Here is an 18403-nt window from a genome sequence, read left to right on the forward strand (position 1 = left end):
AGTCGGTTACCTTGCGACTATGGTTGCATCATCCCGAACTTCTCCGGTGAAAATGAGGATGGGTAATGATTGGAAAGCACTTCAGTGAGACAGGTCTGCTGCGCGTGCGAATGGGGACGCGCCTCTGGATTCTCCTGATTCTACTGGCGCCTCTCACCGGTGGATGTGGACCAGATGATCCCGAGACCTGGGTGACGTACCTGAGTTCCGGCTCGTTCGAACGGTATGACGAGGTTGAGATCCTGCCCATCGGCAGTCAAATTGAGCTGCAGTATTTTCGAGAAGGTTCCGAAGGGAAGGGGTTTCCTCTGAGACTCGAATGGGTGCGATCGAGTGCACCACACGTGATACGGGTCGTCGAGTATTCTCGCGCGGAACCGCCTTACACGCCGACTTTGGGACAAGGAATCATTGTTCTCGAGGCTGTTTCACCTGGAAAGGCGACGATCGAGATGAAAGGGTCCTCCCACTCCGATATTTTTTCGGGAGGTACATTGTCGATCGAAATAGAGGTCGCCAAACCAGCAAAGCTGACCTTCGTAAAGGGTCGCTGCTTGCAAGGAGATGCCATCCTCCCAGGGCAGCCCCTGCGTATCGCGTATGACTTGTTCGACGGGCGGGATCGAGCCCTCTACGAGCACGATACTGGACGTTTTTATCGTTTCGAACCGGAAGATGCCGTTGGAACTGGCGGTTTTGGCTATATGGCTATACGCCCTGCCCACGTCACGGTACGATCTCGCGTAGATGACTCAACCATCGGATTCCAAATTCACCCCGAATCCAGCATCACCAGCGCATCGCTCGCTGCCACTCGCGATACTGACCGCTTCTTGATTGGCAACTCGAATTATTTAGCCATTACGGCAAACGTATTGGGAAAGAGTGCGTGCTCCCACATCAATACGAACGTTGTCTCCAACACAGTCACAAACCTAACACCCACCGTCTGCGCGCATGTGAAGGCGTCGGGCAGTCAATTCCGAGTAGACTTCCAGCAGCCGGGGCAGTGCAAGATCGACTTCGCCTTGCCGAATGCACGGGGTGGTGAGGGGATTACGCTCCGATATGAGGCCGAAGTAGAAAGCACACACCACGATGGAAATACAAACTGAGACAAGAAATAGGATGCGAGGAACGTAATGACGGAAAACACGAGAAGAGCAATCGCTGTACTATTTCTTGTCTTTGCAAGTGCGTCCTGCTCGAATTCAGACGGAGAACACCTAAACGTACCTTCTGACGATGATCTCCGTGATTTCGCCGCAACGCGCACCTCTAAGCTTACGGGATCGGAAGCGCTGGACGACGACGACAATGATGGGGTTAAGAATGAATTCGATGAATGCGCGACCCCTATATTAATCGACGGTCCTTGGGGAGTAATCATGCCAAGGGTCGGAGCCAATGGCTGTGAAGAAGCAGCTATGCCACACGTTTGCCGTGGTGACACAGCACCTCCGCGCCATGTATTAGGAAGTCAAGAGGAAGGCAATTTTATTATGGGCGCGAAGGTTCGACGACGCACTCTAGAAGGTCATACTGTTTTTGAGGTTCGCCTCCCAGGCGGAATGGACGTCGACCTAGAAGAAAAATGCCCACGATTCACGGGTGGCGTTGTCGGTGTGTTTTCAATTGGGAAGAAGTTTCCAATTTGGACTTGCAAGACGCGAGAGGTCCCACAGCAGTGGCCGAACGATCCTGGGACTGGCTCATATAATCGACAAGCTCGGATAGACGATCTCAACCCATGTTATTTTGATCCGGCAGCGTTTGGAATTAGTGAGAGTGAGGTCCAAGATGCTCTGAAGAGCGGGATTCGCGTGTTTCTGAACTTCGTCGCGGAGGATGCTGCGGGGAATACTCTCAGAACTCACATCGGAGAGGGTACATTGGATTCCAAGACATGTCAGTTGTCGCTCTTGCGAGATAAATATGGAGAGCTAGCAACTACTTCGACCGAATCGTGCTCGTCCTATTGTGATAGTCCAGCAGAGATTAAGGTAGCCACCGTCAGCACAGAAGGACCAGATATTGAATCAACAACGGCAGTTCTTCCTCGTCCAACCTTTTCCGTCGTGGTGTTGGGAGAAATTGCTTATGATTCGGGCTGCGGCTCACCTCAGATGGGGGGGTTCTTGAAAAATCTGACTGTCGCTGGACGAACAGAGGTCTCCCCTGATGAGCAAGTGTACTGCAAGAGCGAAATCAACGGAACAAAATTTGAGGTGCGCTGTGACGTGAGGGTGCGCAACCTCGTTGTTAAGCACGATGTCCAAGAGCGGATTCTTGGAGATTTAAATGTCTATCTCCGAGTTGGAGACACGGCCAGAACAGTGCCACTTTCTTTTGATCAGGTTCTGTAATGCATCGAACTAAGAGCAGGATGTCGTACACTTCGACACTCGGGCAGTGGGGAGTGGCCTTCTTCTCTCTGATTCAAGTGGTAATTGCCTTAACTACAAGCGTTGGCTGCAGTGACGCCAATAGCCCGATGTCGCGCGATGGTGGATTCGAGACCGATGCGAAGGCCCAACCGGATGATACGTGGCAAATTCCGGATCCTTTTGCCGAAGTAGACAGAGCCCCACTTGACGAGGACTTACATGAACGAAAGCGTTTTCTGGGGGCTGTAGCCTCTTCCGGGAGTCACGCATTTGCTGTCTCTGTTTCGCTGGAAGACCGGGTAGACTATCGGCTACTGGTCTATGACATTGACGGCGATTCTCCTAGACTTGTTGGCAAGGCGCTCACCTCCAATCAACCCACAGACATCGTGGTTGCTGATGGCCTCGCATATCTTGTGACCAATGCCACAGGGATAGATGAACCCTCGCTCATCATTTACGATGTTACAAACCCTGCGGAGCCTCGCTGGTATGGAAAAGCTAGTCTATCGGGTATTGACCCATCGGGTAACGACTGCTTAGACGAACGTTCGTCACCCGAACTGCACCTCCAGGTGCTTGAAGAGCATGCTTACATCGGGTGTAGTTTCGGAATTGCTGTGGTTGACATCTCTGAGCCGAGCGAGCCCGAAGTTTCCGACGTGGTGTCAATGCCAGCACACGTGCTTCGGCTTGGCGCCTTTTTGCGCGAGTGGGATGGCAGAGCACAACACTTGGTGTTACCGCTGTTGAATGGCAATAGCGAGGTGCCGGTTTATCTTGTGAATGATGGGGAGTTGCGCGAGATGGCCCCTCCGCTCACGTTGGATTTCGAGCTGTCATCAGGTACTCGGCTGGCCACACACATACCACCTACGCTAGGACAGATAGACTATAGCCACGTCAATGTAGCCTTTTCGGGCCGAGGAGGTGCACTGGCGTTGAGTGAAGTGGTGGCGTACTCAAGCGACGACAAATACACCCCAGAATCTTATACCGCGACCGATTTGTCGTTTACGGGACTGCTGAGTGCAGTAGCTGTCGAAGAGGACCAAGTTTACGTTGCCACAGAACCTGGCGGTACCCTCACGGTGCCGACCGTACACCGAGTGTCTTTCTCGGCATTGCGAGATCCGACGGTTGAGGGAGAGGTTGAGCTGGAGCAGTTAAAGACGATCTACGATCTTGTCGTTTCCGCGGATCGAATAATTATCGCCGCCGAAGCTCAGAGCGGGGATGGACTTTCCTTGATTCCCGTGGATGCGTTGTAATCTCTCAGCGCATTTCGGTGTATTGGGCAGTATAGGTTTGTGAGTTTGTGGCGAAGCCTCAATCTTGGTGTTGTCACAGCGAACAAGCCGCTAGAGAAGCCGGGGTTTGTTCGGCCCCGGCTTCGCTGCATCTAGAACGGAATGTCGTCGCCATCGAACTCCGGTACATCGTCGGAGTCGACGGCCGGGGCGTCGTCCTTCTTGTCGAGAAACTCGACCGACTTTGCGAGGACCTGGACGTCACGACGGTTGTTGCCGTCCTCATCTTGCCAGGAATTCGTTTGAAGCTCGCCTTGGATCGCTACATGCGAGCCTTTGGAAAGATACTCGAGGCAGTTTTCGGCGAGGGGACCGAAAGCTACAACGCGGTGCCAGTCAGTTCGCTCCTTTCGTTCGCCGTCTTTGTCAGACCAACGCTTGTTCGTGGCGACGGACAGTCGGCACAACAGGGTGCCGCTATCGAGCTTCTTCGCTTCAGGGTTGGCTCCGAGATGACCAGTCAACATCGCTACATTCATCGTTCTGCTCCATAGGCAGAGGGTTGTGGTGAATGCCCGCCGGCCCATGCCGGCGGGCGGTTTGGCTCACGCTGCGTCCTGCTCCTGAGCAGGTTGCAGGTCCGAGAGAAACTCGGCCGCGTCCTGAGCCTTGCGAGACGCGGTGAAAATCGCGTGTTTGTCTTCTTTGAGAATCCGAATCCAGCTTTTGAGGTAGCGCGCGGGGTCTTTGAGGTCGGCTTCCAGGCCGAGCTCCGCCGAGAGGAACGCGCTTGTCAGTTCAGCCACGAGCTCCTCGGCGGCGTACTTGTCGTCACCGAAGCGACCGGACATGTCGCGGTCGAGGCGGGTGGGGTGACCCGTCCAGTGACCGAGCTCGTGAAGCAGGGTGGTGTAGTAGGCTTCGGGCGACTCGAAGTGGCCGAAATCAGGCATGGTCACTCGGTCTTTCGCGGGGGAGTAAGCCGCGTGTGGCGAACCTTCTTCGATGCGTGCGCCGGTGTTTTTCACGAAGGCTTCCGCCTGCCCAATCCTTTCTTCTTCGCTCAACTGGTGAGCCGGGATGTCCAGCGGCTCGAGGCCGTCAATCTGGTCGCGGTTAAAGACAGTCGAAGTTTTGAGGAAACGGATCGTTCGCTCTTCTTCTTCGCCGTCGTCGGTCTCGATGGTCTTCTTGAACTTGCCCAGGTAGCAGATTTTGACTCCGGACTCGCCTTTGCGGACCTGGCCACCTTCTTTCTGCGCCTGGCGGTAGGTGTACCACTCGTTGGTCGAGTAACCGTTTACGAGTGCGGTGCCCCAGAGCGTCAGGACATTGACGCCGCGGTAGTTGTTGCCGGTGCGGCCGTTTCGAGGAATGCCAGCCGAGGTGGACCAGGGTTGGTGCCAGTCGCCCGCGTCGACTTTCTCGAAGAGGTCGACGATTTGGTCAGTAATAAGTTGGTGTTTGTCCTGTGCCATCGGTGTGTTCCTTGCGCCAAATGAAAAGCTGGCTCGTTGAGACCAGCCGGATGTAAGCGTGTCTGCTCGCCCTTGAGCTGCCTTGTGGGCGGGCCCTTCACCCTTGCGAGGGCCGCACGCGAGGGAGCGGGGGCGATGCAGACGAAAAGCGTGTCCGGCGATGGTCGTGCGATGCCAATCAGCTCTGGCGCTGGAACGGTGTGCGATGGAGGACAACTCACACCTCCTGAAGCTGATACTCTTGACCGTCATGGCACATGACGCGGGCGACGGTCTTCACCTCCCGGCCGGTAGCGGTGCCCTCGATGTAGACAACGAGGTTGACTGCCTCGGCGATCAGTTGCACAGGAGCCCTGGGGATAGCTTCCTCGATGAGACTCTCGAGCCGAGTGAGCCCCCTCAACGCGCTGTTGGCGTGGATGGTGGCACAGCCCCCATTGTGTCCGGTGTTCCATGCCTTCAAGAGATCGAGAGCCGACGCGTCGCGCACCTCACCGACGACGATCCGATCCGGCCTGCTACGAAGACTGTCTTTGACCGCCTTTTGCCAGGTAAAGCCGCTGTCCCGGTCGATGTAAAACGCGATGTGATTGGGCGCGGTGCACTGAAGTTCCGGCGTATCCTCAATGGTGAGCACGCGGTCTTCGGTCCCCGAAATGACCTGCAGAATAGCGTTCGCCAGCGTCGTCTTTCCCGAGCCGGTGCCCCCAACGATGAGGACGTTCTGACGGTCGACCACCGCTTCATAGATGGCCTTGGCCTGCTCGTAAGACATGTAGCCGTCGTCTACGTAGTCCTGCAGGCTGAACACGCGGGTTGCGCGCTGGCGGATGACAAACATGGGTGCCGGCACCACGGGAGGCACAAACCCCTGGAAGCGCGCGCCGGATTCGGGGAGCACAGCAGCAAGGGAGGGCTTTTGTCGGTTGCACACCTCGTCGGCCGACGATGCGACGATGTTGATGATGGATTCGACTTCCGCAGAGCGGACGCGAACGCCCGAGTCAACCATGCCGACGCTAAACTTCTCGACCCAGACCCTGCCGTCTGGATTCGCCATAACCTCGGTGATGAGCTCGTCGTTGAGCAGTTGCCACAGCTCGGGTCCGCAACTGTGCTCGAGCATGTTCATGAGGCGGTCTTGTTTTTCCGACATCAGAAGCTCCGTGATCACAAATCGAAAAATAGATAAGTATACAAATAGCCAAATAGTCAGTCGTCGAAGACGAACTTGACCTTGCCCTCGTCGCCAAGCGTCAGCCTGGTGGAGAAGGACTTTCCGGCCTTGGACTTAAAGCCTTTGAGTTTGCGGGTGGTTTTCCCCTCGAGGAGCTGAGTGGCGACCGACGTCGTGATGCGCTTTCCGGCAATCTTCTTGAAGATGACGAAAGCGCAGTCGCGCCCCGTTCTGCAGTAGTACGCCTTCTTACCCTCGAGGACGTCGGCACCACACAGCGGGCAGGTGCCCAGGGTCTCAGGCCCAGCGGACGGCAAGTCGACCGAGCGAGTGATGATGTTTCCAACGACCTCGCGGGTGAGCTTGCGCACCTGCCCCATGAAGGCGCCGCGCTCAAGCTTCACCGTGGCAATTGAGTCCTACAACCGGCCCTCACTCCATAACCGCGTCGAAGTTTTCACGATCCTCATCACGAACGCTTGGGAGTTACTGCTAAAGGCGGAAATCATCAAAGCGTCCGACAACATAGACGCCATTTTTTACAAGGACTCAGACCGGTCGCTTGCAATTCGAGATGCGCTGAAGCAACGAATTCCCAAGGAAAATGATCCGGTGCGGAAAAACCTCGAAAAGGTGTGTGACCTGCGCGATAATGCAGTGCATCTGCTGATTCCAGAGCTTCAGGCGCATTGGTCACGTCTGTTTCAGGCCAATGTTCTCAACTTCATTACACGCTACGAAGATGCCACCGGAGAGAATCTCTTCAACAGCGGTCGTGGCATGCTCAGCCTCATCGTGGACCGAGAAGCAGCCGAGCTAGCCACGATCAAGCTGAAGTTTGGAGAAGCATCTGCCGAAACAGTTGAATTATTCTTGCAGCGGTTTCTCGCAGACGAGGAAGAACTTGATACGCCGAACTTTGCGATTCCGGTCGACTATCGGCTGGTGCTCACGAAGGCCAATCAGCAGGGAGATATAGTGCTGTCGCACGGTGAGGGTGGCCGACGTGCGATAAAGGTTGTCCAATCGAGAAACATCGATAAGACGCACCCGCATCTGATGATGGAAGCAGTCGAATTGATCGGTGAGCGTCTGCCCGAGCACCACGTTACCAGACCTCGTGTGACGGCAATTTGCGAGAAGCATCACATCTATAACTCACCGGGTTCGAAATACTACGACGAGATTCAAAAGCCGTTCACAAGACGCTTCTCTGACACATTTGTTGATTGGGTTGTGGAGAAGGCGAGTGAGGATACTGAGTGGATTGAGCGTGCGTGGGACTGGTACTCGTGAAATCGGACGTCTTTTGGCTGAACGACAATGCGATACCGCGGGAACAGTGAGGCCTTCTCGGACGAAAATAGCGTCTGTCAGGTCGCCAACGGCTACCAAAAGCCGCATATGGCTGGCTACGAGCGAGAGTTTCTATCATCAAATCATGCTCTTTCGAGCAAGGGAGTCTTGAGTGTCGAGACGCGCTCCAACATTAGATTCATTGCTTCGTTCGGGGTACTTTCCAAAAGAACTTCCTCCTGCGTTTACGACCGCCCCCTTCGCGAATGCTTTTGCTGAGAAAGACATCGACGAAGAGTTCTTTGGCATTACGAACGCCAGTGACCCAAATGCGGTCGCCAATCGTTTCAAAGGAGCTTCTGCGACCCGTCCCGCACAGCACTTTTTGGCGCTGCGGAACGGTGGCCGACGACGACTTGAAGTTCCGAACCCCGCAAGCTTCTATTGGCTTGCGAAAGAAATAAGTGCAGGATGGCACGAGCTATGGGCGAAGATCGGTCGATCTCAACTGTCGATTTCTGCGCCGCAAGTAAACGATGATTCTAGCCGTGCGGTTACCCCACAGTCTCCTGGTAATAAGCGTCCAGAAATTCGCGCGCAGCGTTTTTGCTACGGGACAATACTGTTTGAGTGCGACATAGCGTCCTACTACCCGTCGATCTATACCCATTCCATTCCTTGGGTTCTACATGGGAAAGAAAAGGCGAAGTCCAACAAGAATGGGCTGAAACTGTTGGGTAATCGGCTGGACAAGTTGTGCCAGAACTGTCAGCGCCGGCAAACTCGGGGGATTCCAGTCGGGCCAGACACCTCACTAATTATCAGCGAGTTGCTTCTTTCAGAAGTGGACGTGCGACTGTCTGAATTAGACGAATTACGGGGAGGAATGCGCTTTTATGATGACTTCGAGTTGGTGTGCGAGACTGACGATGATGCTAACTTACTTAGGAGTTCGATTGAAGATGCACTGGAGTGGCTAGAGCTTGAGGTGAACAATCGGAAGTGCCGGATTGAACGTCTTCCTGTTGAGTTGGATCCTCCCTGGCGGCGAGAGCTACGACGGTGGGAAGCAAAAAAACGTTCTGGACCCTCGATTCGAGGAGTAAACAAGCTGAACCCGCAAGAGTTACTAGATTTTTGGGATACCACAACAGCTCTTCAGGGCGACGCCCCGCATGATCCAGTGATTAAAGAAGCGATCGTAAGGCTCAGTCTGCGCGACGGATTGGCAGTACGACCGAGCCGAAGATATCAAAAGTTTTTGGCGTCGGCGCTCCGGCTTCAACCGGCCTTGGCTAGACCTGCGTTCACGGAATTGCTGCGGATCAAGAAACATGGGTGCCTCGACGCCGATCTCCTCAACGACGTGCTCTCACATCGAGTAAAGCGATTCGCACAAACGCGGGCAACGAATGAGGTGGCTTGGAGTGTATGGGGCGCACTCGCGTTGGATGTCTCACTTGGAGAAGAATGTGGCCAGATTCTTGCGGATGTAGATGATGCTTTTGTTGCTCTCTTGTCGTTGATAGCTCGGGAAAAAGGGCTGATTACGGGGCTTGGACGCATCGAGCGATGGAAGTCGTGGTGCACGGCGGAATCGCTCAAGGATGAAAATTGGCTTGGATGCTATCAAATTGCTAAGAGTGGCCTTATTGATGGGGTCGACAACAGTATTCTTGAATCTCAACACTATTCGTCTCAGCTGAGAGCCGCCGATGTGGATTTTGTTGATATTGACGACTTCGACGACATAGATGCGCTGATTGCGAAACTGAATTTGAAAAGATTGGCTCGAGAGCTCGATGGCGGAGGGCAGTCCTGAGGGGAAAGGCGCGGACCGGTCAAACTTCCACGCATCTGATGTCGTCGAGGTTTCGACTTCGCCGAAGAAACTCGAACTAGCGCTCGCTCGCCCCCTATGTACGGCGAGAGTAAGTTAGGCCGCACAGAGCAACTCTTTTGCGCGCAGCTGAACGGTGTCACACACCGTTCGGCGGCGCTCTATCAGATGAACGGTGCCACACACCGCTTGGCGGTGCACATGCGTCGACGTAGAGGGCTGGTTGCCGTTCTGGACCCGGCCTGAGAACACAAGAATAGTTTCGAGCTGCTTTGTTGATTGTGATTTCGAGGTTGTTTTGGCTGAGATGGATGATGGTAAGGGGTTGATACGGAAGGTGTTTCGGCAACGTGCCGAGGTTGTGAAGATTGTGCTGGTCGCAGTGTTGCTGAGTATCGGCGTGAATTTGATTGCTCAATTTACTTGGGATTGGGCAAAACCTCACAAACAAGCGATGTTAGTGGTGGGGCTGTTTCTTTGCGTTTTGGCTGTCGCGATTCTTGCCGTGAACCTTTTTTCGAAGATTACAAAGGTAAGGAGCGTCTTCGAAGGCATTTTCGTTTACGATGAGAAGTCCGACGCTTTCGTGAGTGTTGACCGATACTGGTTTTCTCACGAGATTTGCCGCTATTATGATGCGGCAATTGCCGAGGATTTAGCGCTAAAAGCTCGCTGGGAAAATTGCCGCTTTGAGTTATTTGGCAAGCGCAATGACATGTTTGTGGAATTGGCGACTTACGCTCTTCTTAACCAACTGTCGGTGCATCTTTCTGACTACTTTAATGATACGAGCTTTGAGGATGAGTCGCTCGAGGTTTTTCAGCGCGACGATCTCACCAAGGACGTTTTGAAGAATGAATTTCTAGCGCTATTCTCGAAGCCGATGGAGAAGCGAGCACCGTTTGTTAAACAGACCCTTGCTGAGAAAGATACGGGTCCGGGAGAGGTTATTGCGTCATTTAGTGACGGCGCAATTTATGAAAAATTTAGGTTGGTTCTGCCAAAGGGAAGTCGTCTCACACTGCGGGATGACGGTGCGATTTGTGTCAAAACAAGACGATTAGATTTGGTTTTAGGGGTCCGGTTTATTGGCACCCAGTCGTTGTTGCCAAGTGAATTTCAAAGGCTCTATCTTGGTGTGGAGCAACCTATTCACCACAGCGTTTACGAGGTAGACGTGTCAATCGAAGCCTCTTTTCGTTTATTGCCGCTACTCGCGAAGAAGGGCTGGCGTTACTACTTCTGGTTAGAGTCATTTTTTGAGGATATTAGGTCGAAGGTGTCACGAGAACACTTTCTGAAGTCTATCGGCTGGCAGACAGCGTATACCACCTACCGACTCATGAACCCAGAGACAAGAAACGACCAGCGGGAGTCTTGTACTAGTGACCAAGAGGAAAAGCCGGGCAAGGCCGAGACTGACACTAGCACGGGATCTGACATAGACTCCGCTGAGCGAAAAAGGTCGCCCGACTCAAATGACGGCTGCGAATAAGGCGCGCGGCCCGAATGGCACCTGACACCATTCGGATACGTGCCGCTCTCTCGTTCGAACCGGATGGAGCCAGCCTCGTCGAACTCTCAACATTTCCTCAGTGTCGGGCCGCCCGGTACTTCGGGAGATGGGCCCGAACGGGGTCTGGCACAATTCGGGCGCACGCTATTTAGGTGGAATTATTATTGAGAGGCGAATGGTCCGCGCAGGTGAACGATGCCACACACCATTCAGCCGTGCGGACTGAGTGCGCTCACGCTAAGACCGAACGCCGGACAAGGTTTCGGCTTCAGCGAATACGGGCGAGGCCGCCCGCGCTCCAGAAACGAGACGACGGCCCACAGAGACTCGGACCAGGGCTCGCTCGCCCCTTAGGTACGGCGAGAGTAAGTTAGGCCGCAGAGAGCAACTCGTCTGCGAGCCGGAGAACAAACATGACCGCTTTCGACCCCACACCCTACCTGACCCAAGACGAGGGGCAGCATTACGAGCGCAAACCGCTCTTCGAGGGGCGTCCCGGGGCGAAGAAGGCGCGTGACCGCCGGGAGGTGCGCGACCAGGTCGCGGAGTACGTCGCGGCGTTTGCCAACGCGGAGGGCGGCATCTTGCTGCTCGGAGTCGAGGACGACTGTGTGGTCACGGGCCACGACTACAGCGAGCGTCCGCTCGAGCATGTGCTCAACGTGCCGCAGGCGCGGTTGGAGCCGCCGCAGGCGCCGGGGTTTGTGGTGGAGCACGATGGCCATGAAGTGATCGTCTTCGACGTGCAGGCGTCGGACGTGCCGGTGCAGGTGACCGGTGATGGGTTTCCGCTGCGCATGGGCGATCGGACGGTGCAGGCGAGCGAGTCGCAGATTCGCAGCCTCAAGTTTCATGGCATGGCGGAGAGCTGGGAGAGCAGGCCCTCCCCGTTGACCTTGGATGACCTGGACGGGGAGTTGCTCGCGCGAGCGAAGGCCGGGTCGGGGCTGCAGTCGGCGTCGGACGTCGACTATCTGTTGCGGCGCAAGTTGGCCGATCGGCGCGGGGCTGGGATTCAGTTGCGGCGGGCGGCGGAGCTCGTCTTCGCTCAATACGGACCGGACCATCCGAATGCGGGCGTTCGCTTGTTTCGGGTCATCGGCACCGAGCGGCGCCTGGGGCCCGAACATAACGTCGAAGAACGGCCGCGCATCGAGGGCAATCTGCCCGCGGTGTTGGACGAGGCGATGACGCTTATAAATGGGCTGTTGCGGCGTCCATCGCGGCTGGTCGGCTCCAAGTTCAAGGCCATGCCGGAGTACCCCGACTTTGCGTGGAAGGAAGCGTTGCTCAACGCGGTCGCTCACCGCGACTACGCGGCGCAGGGCCGCTGTACGGAAGTGTGGCTGTATGATGACCGCATGGAGGTGCGCAATCCGGGTGCGCTGATGGAGACCGTGTCGCTCGAAGGCCTGCGACGCCAGGAGCGGTTTCACGCCAGCCGAAATCCTCGCTTGGTTCGGGTGCTCGTCGACCTCGGGTATATGCGCGACCACGGGGAGGGCATCCCGCGGATGTTCTACGAGATGGAAGGGAGCTTTTTGCCCGAGCCGGAGCTCGACGAGACGACCCACTCCTTTGCAGTCACGCTGCGCAACACGCCGGAGTTGAGCGAGGCTGACCGCCGTTTTATCGCGCGAGTCGATAGCGACGAATTGTCGAAGGAGGAGTTTCGCGCTCTGTTGGAGGCACACCGGCATGGGCGGGTTGATAACGCGCGGATGCGACGCCTTGTCGGCTTAGATACGCTGAAGGCGAGCCAGCTGTTGAGGCGGCTTCGCGATCAGGGATTGCTCGAGCTTCATGCAGCCGGATCTGCAAGTTATTACACGCTCGGTGAGTCTCTTTCGGTCGAACGAGAGACTTCGGAGGCCGAACAGAAGACTTCGGAGGTCGAACGAGAGACTTCGGAGGTCGAACGAGAGACTTCGGAGGCTGAACAGAAGACTTCGGAGGCCGAACAGAAGACTTCGGAGGCCGAACAGAAGACTTCGGAGGCCGAACAGAAGACTTTGCTCCGCGAGCAACTCTTGCGCATGCTTCCAGAAGAGTTACGAGTTCAGGTCGAGTCTGTGCGGTCACGCGCCCCGGTTGAGCAGATGCAATCGCTGGTCAGAGATCTGTGTGAGTTGCGGGCGCTGCGTCCGTTGGAGCTCGCGGCCCTCCTAGATCGCGGCACGAGTCGGGTAACCTCCGCATATTTGAGGCCTCTCGTTGACGCCGGCAAACTCGAACGCACGCATCCGGAAACACCGCACCACCCTGATCAAGCTTATGTCGCTGTAAATGAGAACTCTGGGGGATAGAAGTGAGTAAGGCCCACCTCGAAAAGAACTTCGAAGACGAAATCGAAGCGCATCTGCTCGCCCACGGCTATCGGTCGGGCAGCGCGACCGACTACGACCGCGAGCGGGCATTGATGCCCGATGAGGTCATCGCGTTCGTCGAGGCGACGCAACCCAAGCGGTGGGCGAAGCTCGGCCGGATGCTCGGCGAGGGCAAGCGGCGGAAGGTCTTCCTCGATGGATTGACGCGGGCGATGTCGAAGAAGGGGAGCCTCGAGGTGTTGCGGCATGGTTGTCGGGTGCGGGGCGTGCCGTTCAAGCTCGCCTACTTTCGGCCGGCGCACGGGCTCAATCCGGAGGTGCTCGAGCTGTACGAGAAGAACCGGCTGACGGTGGTGCGCCAGCTCTACTACGACCCGAAGAACAAGAATAGCATCGACCTGGTGCTCTTCTTGAACGGCGTGCCGGTGGTGACGGCCGAGCTCAAGATGGAGACGGCCGGGCAGAACTACAAGAACGCGATTGGGCAGTACAAGCACGACCGTGACGCGAAGGCGCCCATCTTCCGGTTCAAGGAGCGCGCGCTGGTGCACTTCGCCATCGACTCCGACGAAGCCCACATGACCACCCGGCTCGCCGGGCAGAGCACCTACTTCCTTCCGTTCAACAAGGGGTTTCGCAAGGGCGCGGGCAATCCGCCCGTGGATGGCAAGCACCGTACGCATTACGTGTGGGAGGAGGTCTGGCAGCGAGACAGCCTGCTGCAGATCATCGGCCGGTTCATGAACCTGCAGGTCGACCCGGAGAGCGGCAAAGAGACGATGATTTTCCCGCGCTACCACCAGCTCGATTGTGTGCGGAAGCTCGTCGCGGCGACGAAAGGCAATGGGCCTGGCAAGAACTACCTGGTGCAGCACTCGACCGGGTCGGGCAAGTCGATGTCCATCGCCTGGCTCACCCACCAGTTGCAGTCGCTGCACGACGACGCCGATAACAAGGTATTCGACTCGGTGGTGGTCGTGACCGACCGGCTGGTCTTGGACAAGCAGCTCCAGGAGACGATCTACCAGCTCGAGCACAAGTCGGGCGTGGTCGAGCAAATAGACCAAGACTCTACGCAGCTCGCGGAGGCGCTGGAAGCCGGCGCGCCAATCATTATTACGACGCTGCACAAGTTTCCCTACGTGACCGAGAAGATCGGCGAACTCCCCGGCAATAACTACGCGGTCGTGGTCGACGAGGCGCACAGCTCTCAGTCAGGCGAGATGGCCGCGGAGATGAAGAAAATCCTGTCGGGGAAGATCGACGACGACGTGCTCCGGGAGTTCGAAGATATTGAAGGAGATGCGAGCAACGCCGATGTCTACGCGGCCGCCTTCAAGGCCGCGCTGTACCGCGGGCCGCGGCCGAACCTGAGCTTCTATGCGTTCACGGCTACGCCCAAGTACAAGACTCTCAAGATGTTCGACCACAAACGTGAAGGGGCGCCGGAGCCGTTTCACCTGTACTCGATGAAGCAGGCCATCGAGGAGGGCTTCATCCTCGACACGCTGGAGAAGTACGTCACATACAAGACCTACTTCGGGCTGGTGAAGAAGATCGAGGACGACAAGCGCCTCGACAAACGGAAGGGCTCGAAGGCGTTGGCGCGCTTCTTGAGCCTGCACCCGCACAACGTCTCGCAGAAGACCGAGATCATCGTCGAGCACTTCCAGCGAAACACGCGCAAGAAGATCGACGGCCGCGCCAAGGCGATGGTCGTCTGCGGCTCGCGTCTGCACGCCGTACGCTACAAGCTCGCCTTCGACGCCTACATCAAAGAGCACGGCTACAAGGACCTGGGCGTGCTCGTCGCCTTCTCCGGCACCGTCGAAGACCCCGACACGGGTCAAAGCTACACCGAAGAGGGGATGAACGGCGGTATCAAAGAGGGCGAGCTCCCGCGCAAGTTCGACACCGACCGCTACCGCTTCCTCATCGTCGCCAACAAGTACCAGACCGGCTTCGACCAGCCGAAGCTGCACACGATGTACGTCGACAAGCGGCTCGCCCACATCCAGGCCGTCCAGACGCTGTCGCGCCTCAACCGCACCACGAGCGGCAAGGACGACACCTTCGTGCTCGACTTCGTCAACAAGCGCGAGGAGATCCTCGAGGCGTTCAAGCCGTTTTACGAGCGCACCACCATCGACGAGGACATCGACCCGCAGAAGCTCTACGACCTGCAACACGACCTGCAGGAGTTTCGCATCTTCGAGCAACAGGAGGTCGAGGCGTTCGCCAAGATCTTCTTCAAGGAGAAGGTCTCGAAGGCCGACAACGGCCGTCTCAACTCGAAGCTCGACCCGGCGGTCACGCGCTTCAAAAACCGCGAGGAAGAAGAGCAAGACGACTTCCGCGCCATGCTCAACAACTATCTGCGCCTCTACTCGTTCATGGCCCAGGTCGAAGAGTGGTCAGACGCCCAGCTCGAGATGCTGTACGTGTACGGGCGGTTGCTCGCGCGGAAGCTGCCCAGGCGCAACGAGCAGACCGAGGACGTCGATATCTCGGACGATGTGGCGCTCAAGTACTACCGGATTCAGCAGACCGGGGAGGGCGCTATCGCTTTGGAAGGCGGTGGGACGGTGTCAGGGCCGCTCGAGGTTGGGACCGGGGCGAAGACCGAAGAGGATGAGATCGAGCTGAGTCGGTTGATTGATGTGCTGAACGAGCGGTTCGGCACTGACTTCAGTGATTCCGACGAAGTTATCGGTGAACAATGGGCAGCTGCTCTTGCGAACCGCGAAAACGTACGTCGAGCGGCTCAGGCCAATACCAAAGAGAACTTCAAGTACCCCGCGTCTAAGGAACTCGACGATGTAGCGCTCGAGAGCCACGGCAACTACACCGAATTCGTCGACAAGTTCTTTTCGGAAGATGAGTTTCGTAAGGTGGTCCAAGAGTGGGTGTTGGACCGAGCGTTTGATATTGCTCGTGAGTCGGCGTGACTCCACCGGTCGCAAGGTGGCATGCGCGGCGATTCTACTCTTCGGGACTCAACTCGAAGTGCCGTGGACTGTTGAGCTGAAATCCTCTTCCGCTTCGGTCGAGTTCTCCCAGTACTCGGACTGGCGTGCGATGTTCAAATGCGCGAATCGCGGCTGCAAAGTCGTCTTCGGAGAGGGCTACTGCAACCTTACGTGACTTACCTTCGACAGCGCCCATGACGGTAACTGTACCCGGTCCAGAGCTTTGCTCGCGGTGAAGACGAATAACAACTCCTTCCAGTTCGAACTCTTCGCGTGGGCTTTTCTCTTTGAAGACCCGTGACACTTCCTCGAAGACGGGCAAGACATCGGGCGACATCGATACAGTCGTCGGGACACCCTGCGGGGCCTTGCGATTCGATGCCCAGGTTAGACGAACTTCAAATGGAGCGTCTGCGTCCGTGCCTGCGAGTCCTAGAAGCGCATCACATAAGTTTGCGCTTACTCCTGACGATACAGCACGATTGAAGGGGTCGATATCGCCTGTGGCCATGGCACGTTGAGCTGCAGAACGTGCTGACTGGAGTCCTGACATCAGCGTGCGAGTAACCTGTCGCTCGAAAGGCTCTTCGGTGGTGGCACCGTCTTCGAACAAGGCTGGCTGAGTGCGCAGGACCGGAGGAACTCGTGAGAGTACAGTGAGAATAAAACTGCCGGGCTCGGTCTGCCCCATCTTCAGACGGCGCACATACTCGATGGACTGATCGAATTTTCGTGCGTGATAGTACTCGCGAGGCTCGACCGCCGAGCAAGCTGCCGCCAGCATCATGGCTCGTGTGTTTGCGACGGCCGCGACGGCATCGTCGAAGCGAATCGAATCAGTTGACCCATTGTCGGTAAACAGACGGACGCGCACGGTATCGACGGCCGACGATTGCACATCTCGTAGCAGAGCTAGTTGGGAGCGCCCTTCGGCTCGAGCAAGGCTTTGAAAGAGATCAGCAGTCCGCAAGGCATAGTCACGAAGATTGCGATCAAGCGGAACAAGCAGCTCGACCTCTTGCCCGGAGTCGAGAGCGCTCGTCCAGATTGCGGCTTGTTCTCCTATTGTTTCCACTTGAGTCCAACCGCTGGCACGCAGATAGGACACTACTTCCAGCGGAGTGAGGGACTGAAATGTCTCTTTATCTCGGATGTCGACTTTCATGGGCGCTCTCCTTTGGAAATCAACTCCATTATAGTCGACAAGCTTTGGGTATCGAATTTTTGCTCGATCGGGACGTGCACCGTAACGCGTGATTCGTTTTCAACTTCCTCCATACCGCACAGCGACATCCAATAGGCGCAGTGTCGCATCACCAATTGCTCATCAGAAAGGTCGAGCCAGTCATTCACTTCTTCGGGAAGCAGCACGACGACAAGAATTCTGGGCACAAGGCAATTAGTGGCCCGCAAATCCTCGTAGTTCTTGAGCTTCAGCGGGAACGGGATGACCTCGTCCCGAATTTGGACACTCGAGCTGCTCTTCAACTGCAGGTCTAGGCGCGGAGATCGCACCGTTCCACCTCCCCCAGCTTGCGCGATAGTCCAGTCGACGCTGTCATCGTCCACCCACGGCTTGGCTAGCCCAAAGCCAGATGTAGCTGCAACGGCTTGTACGAATGCGTTGCTGAATTCCTCTTTTCGACGGTTAAGGTCCATCTCTGTAGCACGCGGCGCTTTGGTGTGGTGACAGGCAATGAAAAGCCATCACTTTTGGCTCAGAGAATAACTCGCCTTGAAGACGAGGCAAAGGGACGCGTTGAATTCACCCCAACCGCAACAAATTCAACTCATCCTTCTCCACCCCGAGCCCATGCTCCACAAGCAACTTCACCAGCTGCTCGCCGTCCATCAGACCCACCGGCACCGCATCAGGCCGCTCGACCTCCTTGCGGGCTCCTGCGCTGAAATCGCTCGTCGTGATGATCAGGCCCTGCTCGTGTGAGCCGAGGCTTCCGCGGACCTGTCGAACCCCGCTACGGGCAACACCCCAAGGGTACTCGGTCGCTGCGCTCCCAGCGCGCATGTCGGCTCCGCCTCCATGCTCGCCCGCAGCTACAAGCTCTCTTTCACCCACAAGGGGTTCCTAGGTCGTGGGTCCCGCCCAGACGGACGCTTCGAGTTGTTGTGGGTGTGGCTTCGAGTGGCTCGAGAGGTGGCTTT

15 protein-coding genes are annotated in these 18403 nt (G+C 56.5%); 8 read left to right on the forward strand and 7 right to left on the reverse strand.

All coding sequences use genetic code 11. From position 1 onward, the window contains the following. The first annotated feature begins 65 nt into the window (after positions 1-65). The 3 genes from FIV42_RS05480 to FIV42_RS05490 are packed head-to-tail and all read left to right on the forward strand — an operon-like array spanning position 66 to position 3658. Complete coding sequence (locus FIV42_RS05480) at positions 66-1115, forward strand: hypothetical protein (protein WP_141196695.1); 1050 nt, start codon at positions 66-68, stop codon at positions 1113-1115. 27 nt (positions 1116-1142) lie between these two features. Continuing rightward, a complete protein-coding gene (locus tag FIV42_RS05485) occupies positions 1143-2366 on the forward strand; it encodes a hypothetical protein (RefSeq protein ID WP_141196696.1) in 1224 nt (407 codons plus the stop codon). A gap of 53 nt (positions 2367-2419) precedes the next feature. Continuing rightward, on the forward strand, positions 2420-3658 hold the full coding sequence (locus FIV42_RS05490) for an LVIVD repeat-containing protein (RefSeq protein WP_168210435.1): 1239 nt from the start codon (positions 2420-2422) through the stop codon (positions 3656-3658). 131 nt (positions 3659-3789) lie between these two features. On the opposite strand, the gene FIV42_RS05495 is transcribed toward FIV42_RS05490, so the two are convergent. The 4 genes from FIV42_RS05495 to FIV42_RS05510 form a co-directional block, all read right to left on the reverse strand. Then, entirely contained in the window at positions 3790-4176 is a 387-nt protein-coding gene (locus tag FIV42_RS05495; protein ID WP_168210436.1) for a single-stranded DNA-binding protein, read from the reverse strand. A 66-nt stretch (positions 4177-4242) separates the two neighbouring features. Continuing rightward, the gene (locus FIV42_RS05500) at positions 4243-5331 is read right to left on the reverse strand and encodes an ArdC family protein (protein WP_222615386.1); all 1089 of its coding nucleotides are present in this window, start codon (positions 5329-5331) and stop codon (positions 4243-4245) included. A gap of 1 nt (position 5332) precedes the next feature. Further along, entirely contained in the window at positions 5333-6247 is a 915-nt protein-coding gene (gene trbB / locus FIV42_RS05505) for a P-type conjugative transfer ATPase TrbB (RefSeq protein WP_222615387.1), read from the reverse strand. Between the two features lie 80 nt (positions 6248-6327). Further along, a complete protein-coding gene (locus tag FIV42_RS05510; protein ID WP_168210437.1) occupies positions 6328-6696 on the reverse strand; it encodes a topoisomerase C-terminal repeat-containing protein in 369 nt (122 codons plus the stop codon). Position 6697: 1 nt separating this feature from the next. On the opposite strand from FIV42_RS05510, the gene FIV42_RS05515 reads away from it, so the two are divergent. The 5 genes from FIV42_RS05515 to FIV42_RS05535 all read left to right on the forward strand — a co-directional run bounded on the left by FIV42_RS05515 (position 6698) and on the right by FIV42_RS05535 (position 16219). Next, the gene (locus tag FIV42_RS05515; protein WP_168210438.1) at positions 6698-7588 is read left to right on the forward strand and encodes a DUF3644 domain-containing protein; all 891 of its coding nucleotides are present in this window, start codon (positions 6698-6700) and stop codon (positions 7586-7588) included. 172 nt (positions 7589-7760) lie between these two features. Then, positions 7761-9410, forward strand: a complete 1650-nt coding sequence (locus FIV42_RS05520) for an RNA-directed DNA polymerase (RefSeq protein ID WP_141196702.1) — start codon at positions 7761-7763, stop codon at positions 9408-9410. Between the two features lie 316 nt (positions 9411-9726). Further along, positions 9727-10923, forward strand: coding sequence for a hypothetical protein (locus FIV42_RS05525; protein ID WP_141196703.1), 1197 nt, complete (start codon positions 9727-9729; stop codon positions 10921-10923). Positions 10924-11357: 434 nt separating this feature from the next. Beyond that, positions 11358-13250, forward strand: a complete 1893-nt coding sequence (locus FIV42_RS05530) for an ATP-binding protein (RefSeq protein WP_141196704.1) — start codon at positions 11358-11360, stop codon at positions 13248-13250. A gap of 2 nt (positions 13251-13252) precedes the next feature. Then, positions 13253-16219, forward strand: coding sequence for a type I restriction endonuclease subunit R (locus tag FIV42_RS05535; protein ID WP_222615388.1), 2967 nt, complete (start codon positions 13253-13255; stop codon positions 16217-16219). A 34-nt stretch (positions 16220-16253) separates the two neighbouring features. Here the strand turns inward: FIV42_RS05535 and FIV42_RS05540 are convergent, their stop codons facing one another. From FIV42_RS05540 to FIV42_RS05550, 3 genes are all read right to left on the reverse strand, one after another. Next, the gene (locus FIV42_RS05540; RefSeq protein WP_141196705.1) at positions 16254-17405 is read right to left on the reverse strand and encodes a hypothetical protein; all 1152 of its coding nucleotides are present in this window, start codon (positions 17403-17405) and stop codon (positions 16254-16256) included. Then, positions 17402-17899, reverse strand: coding sequence for a DUF4365 domain-containing protein (locus FIV42_RS05545; protein WP_141196706.1), 498 nt, complete (start codon positions 17897-17899; stop codon positions 17402-17404). The genes FIV42_RS05540 and FIV42_RS05545 overlap by 4 nt, the downstream gene beginning before the upstream one ends. A 106-nt stretch (positions 17900-18005) precedes the next feature. After that, entirely contained in the window at positions 18006-18266 is a 261-nt protein-coding gene (locus FIV42_RS05550) for a restriction endonuclease (RefSeq protein ID WP_141196707.1), read from the reverse strand. Positions 18267-18403: the final 137 nt, after the last annotated feature.

It is taken from the genome of Persicimonas caeni, assembly GCF_006517175.1.
In the GTDB taxonomy this organism is placed as follows: Bacteria; Myxococcota_A; Bradymonadia; order Bradymonadales; family Bradymonadaceae; genus Persicimonas; species Persicimonas caeni.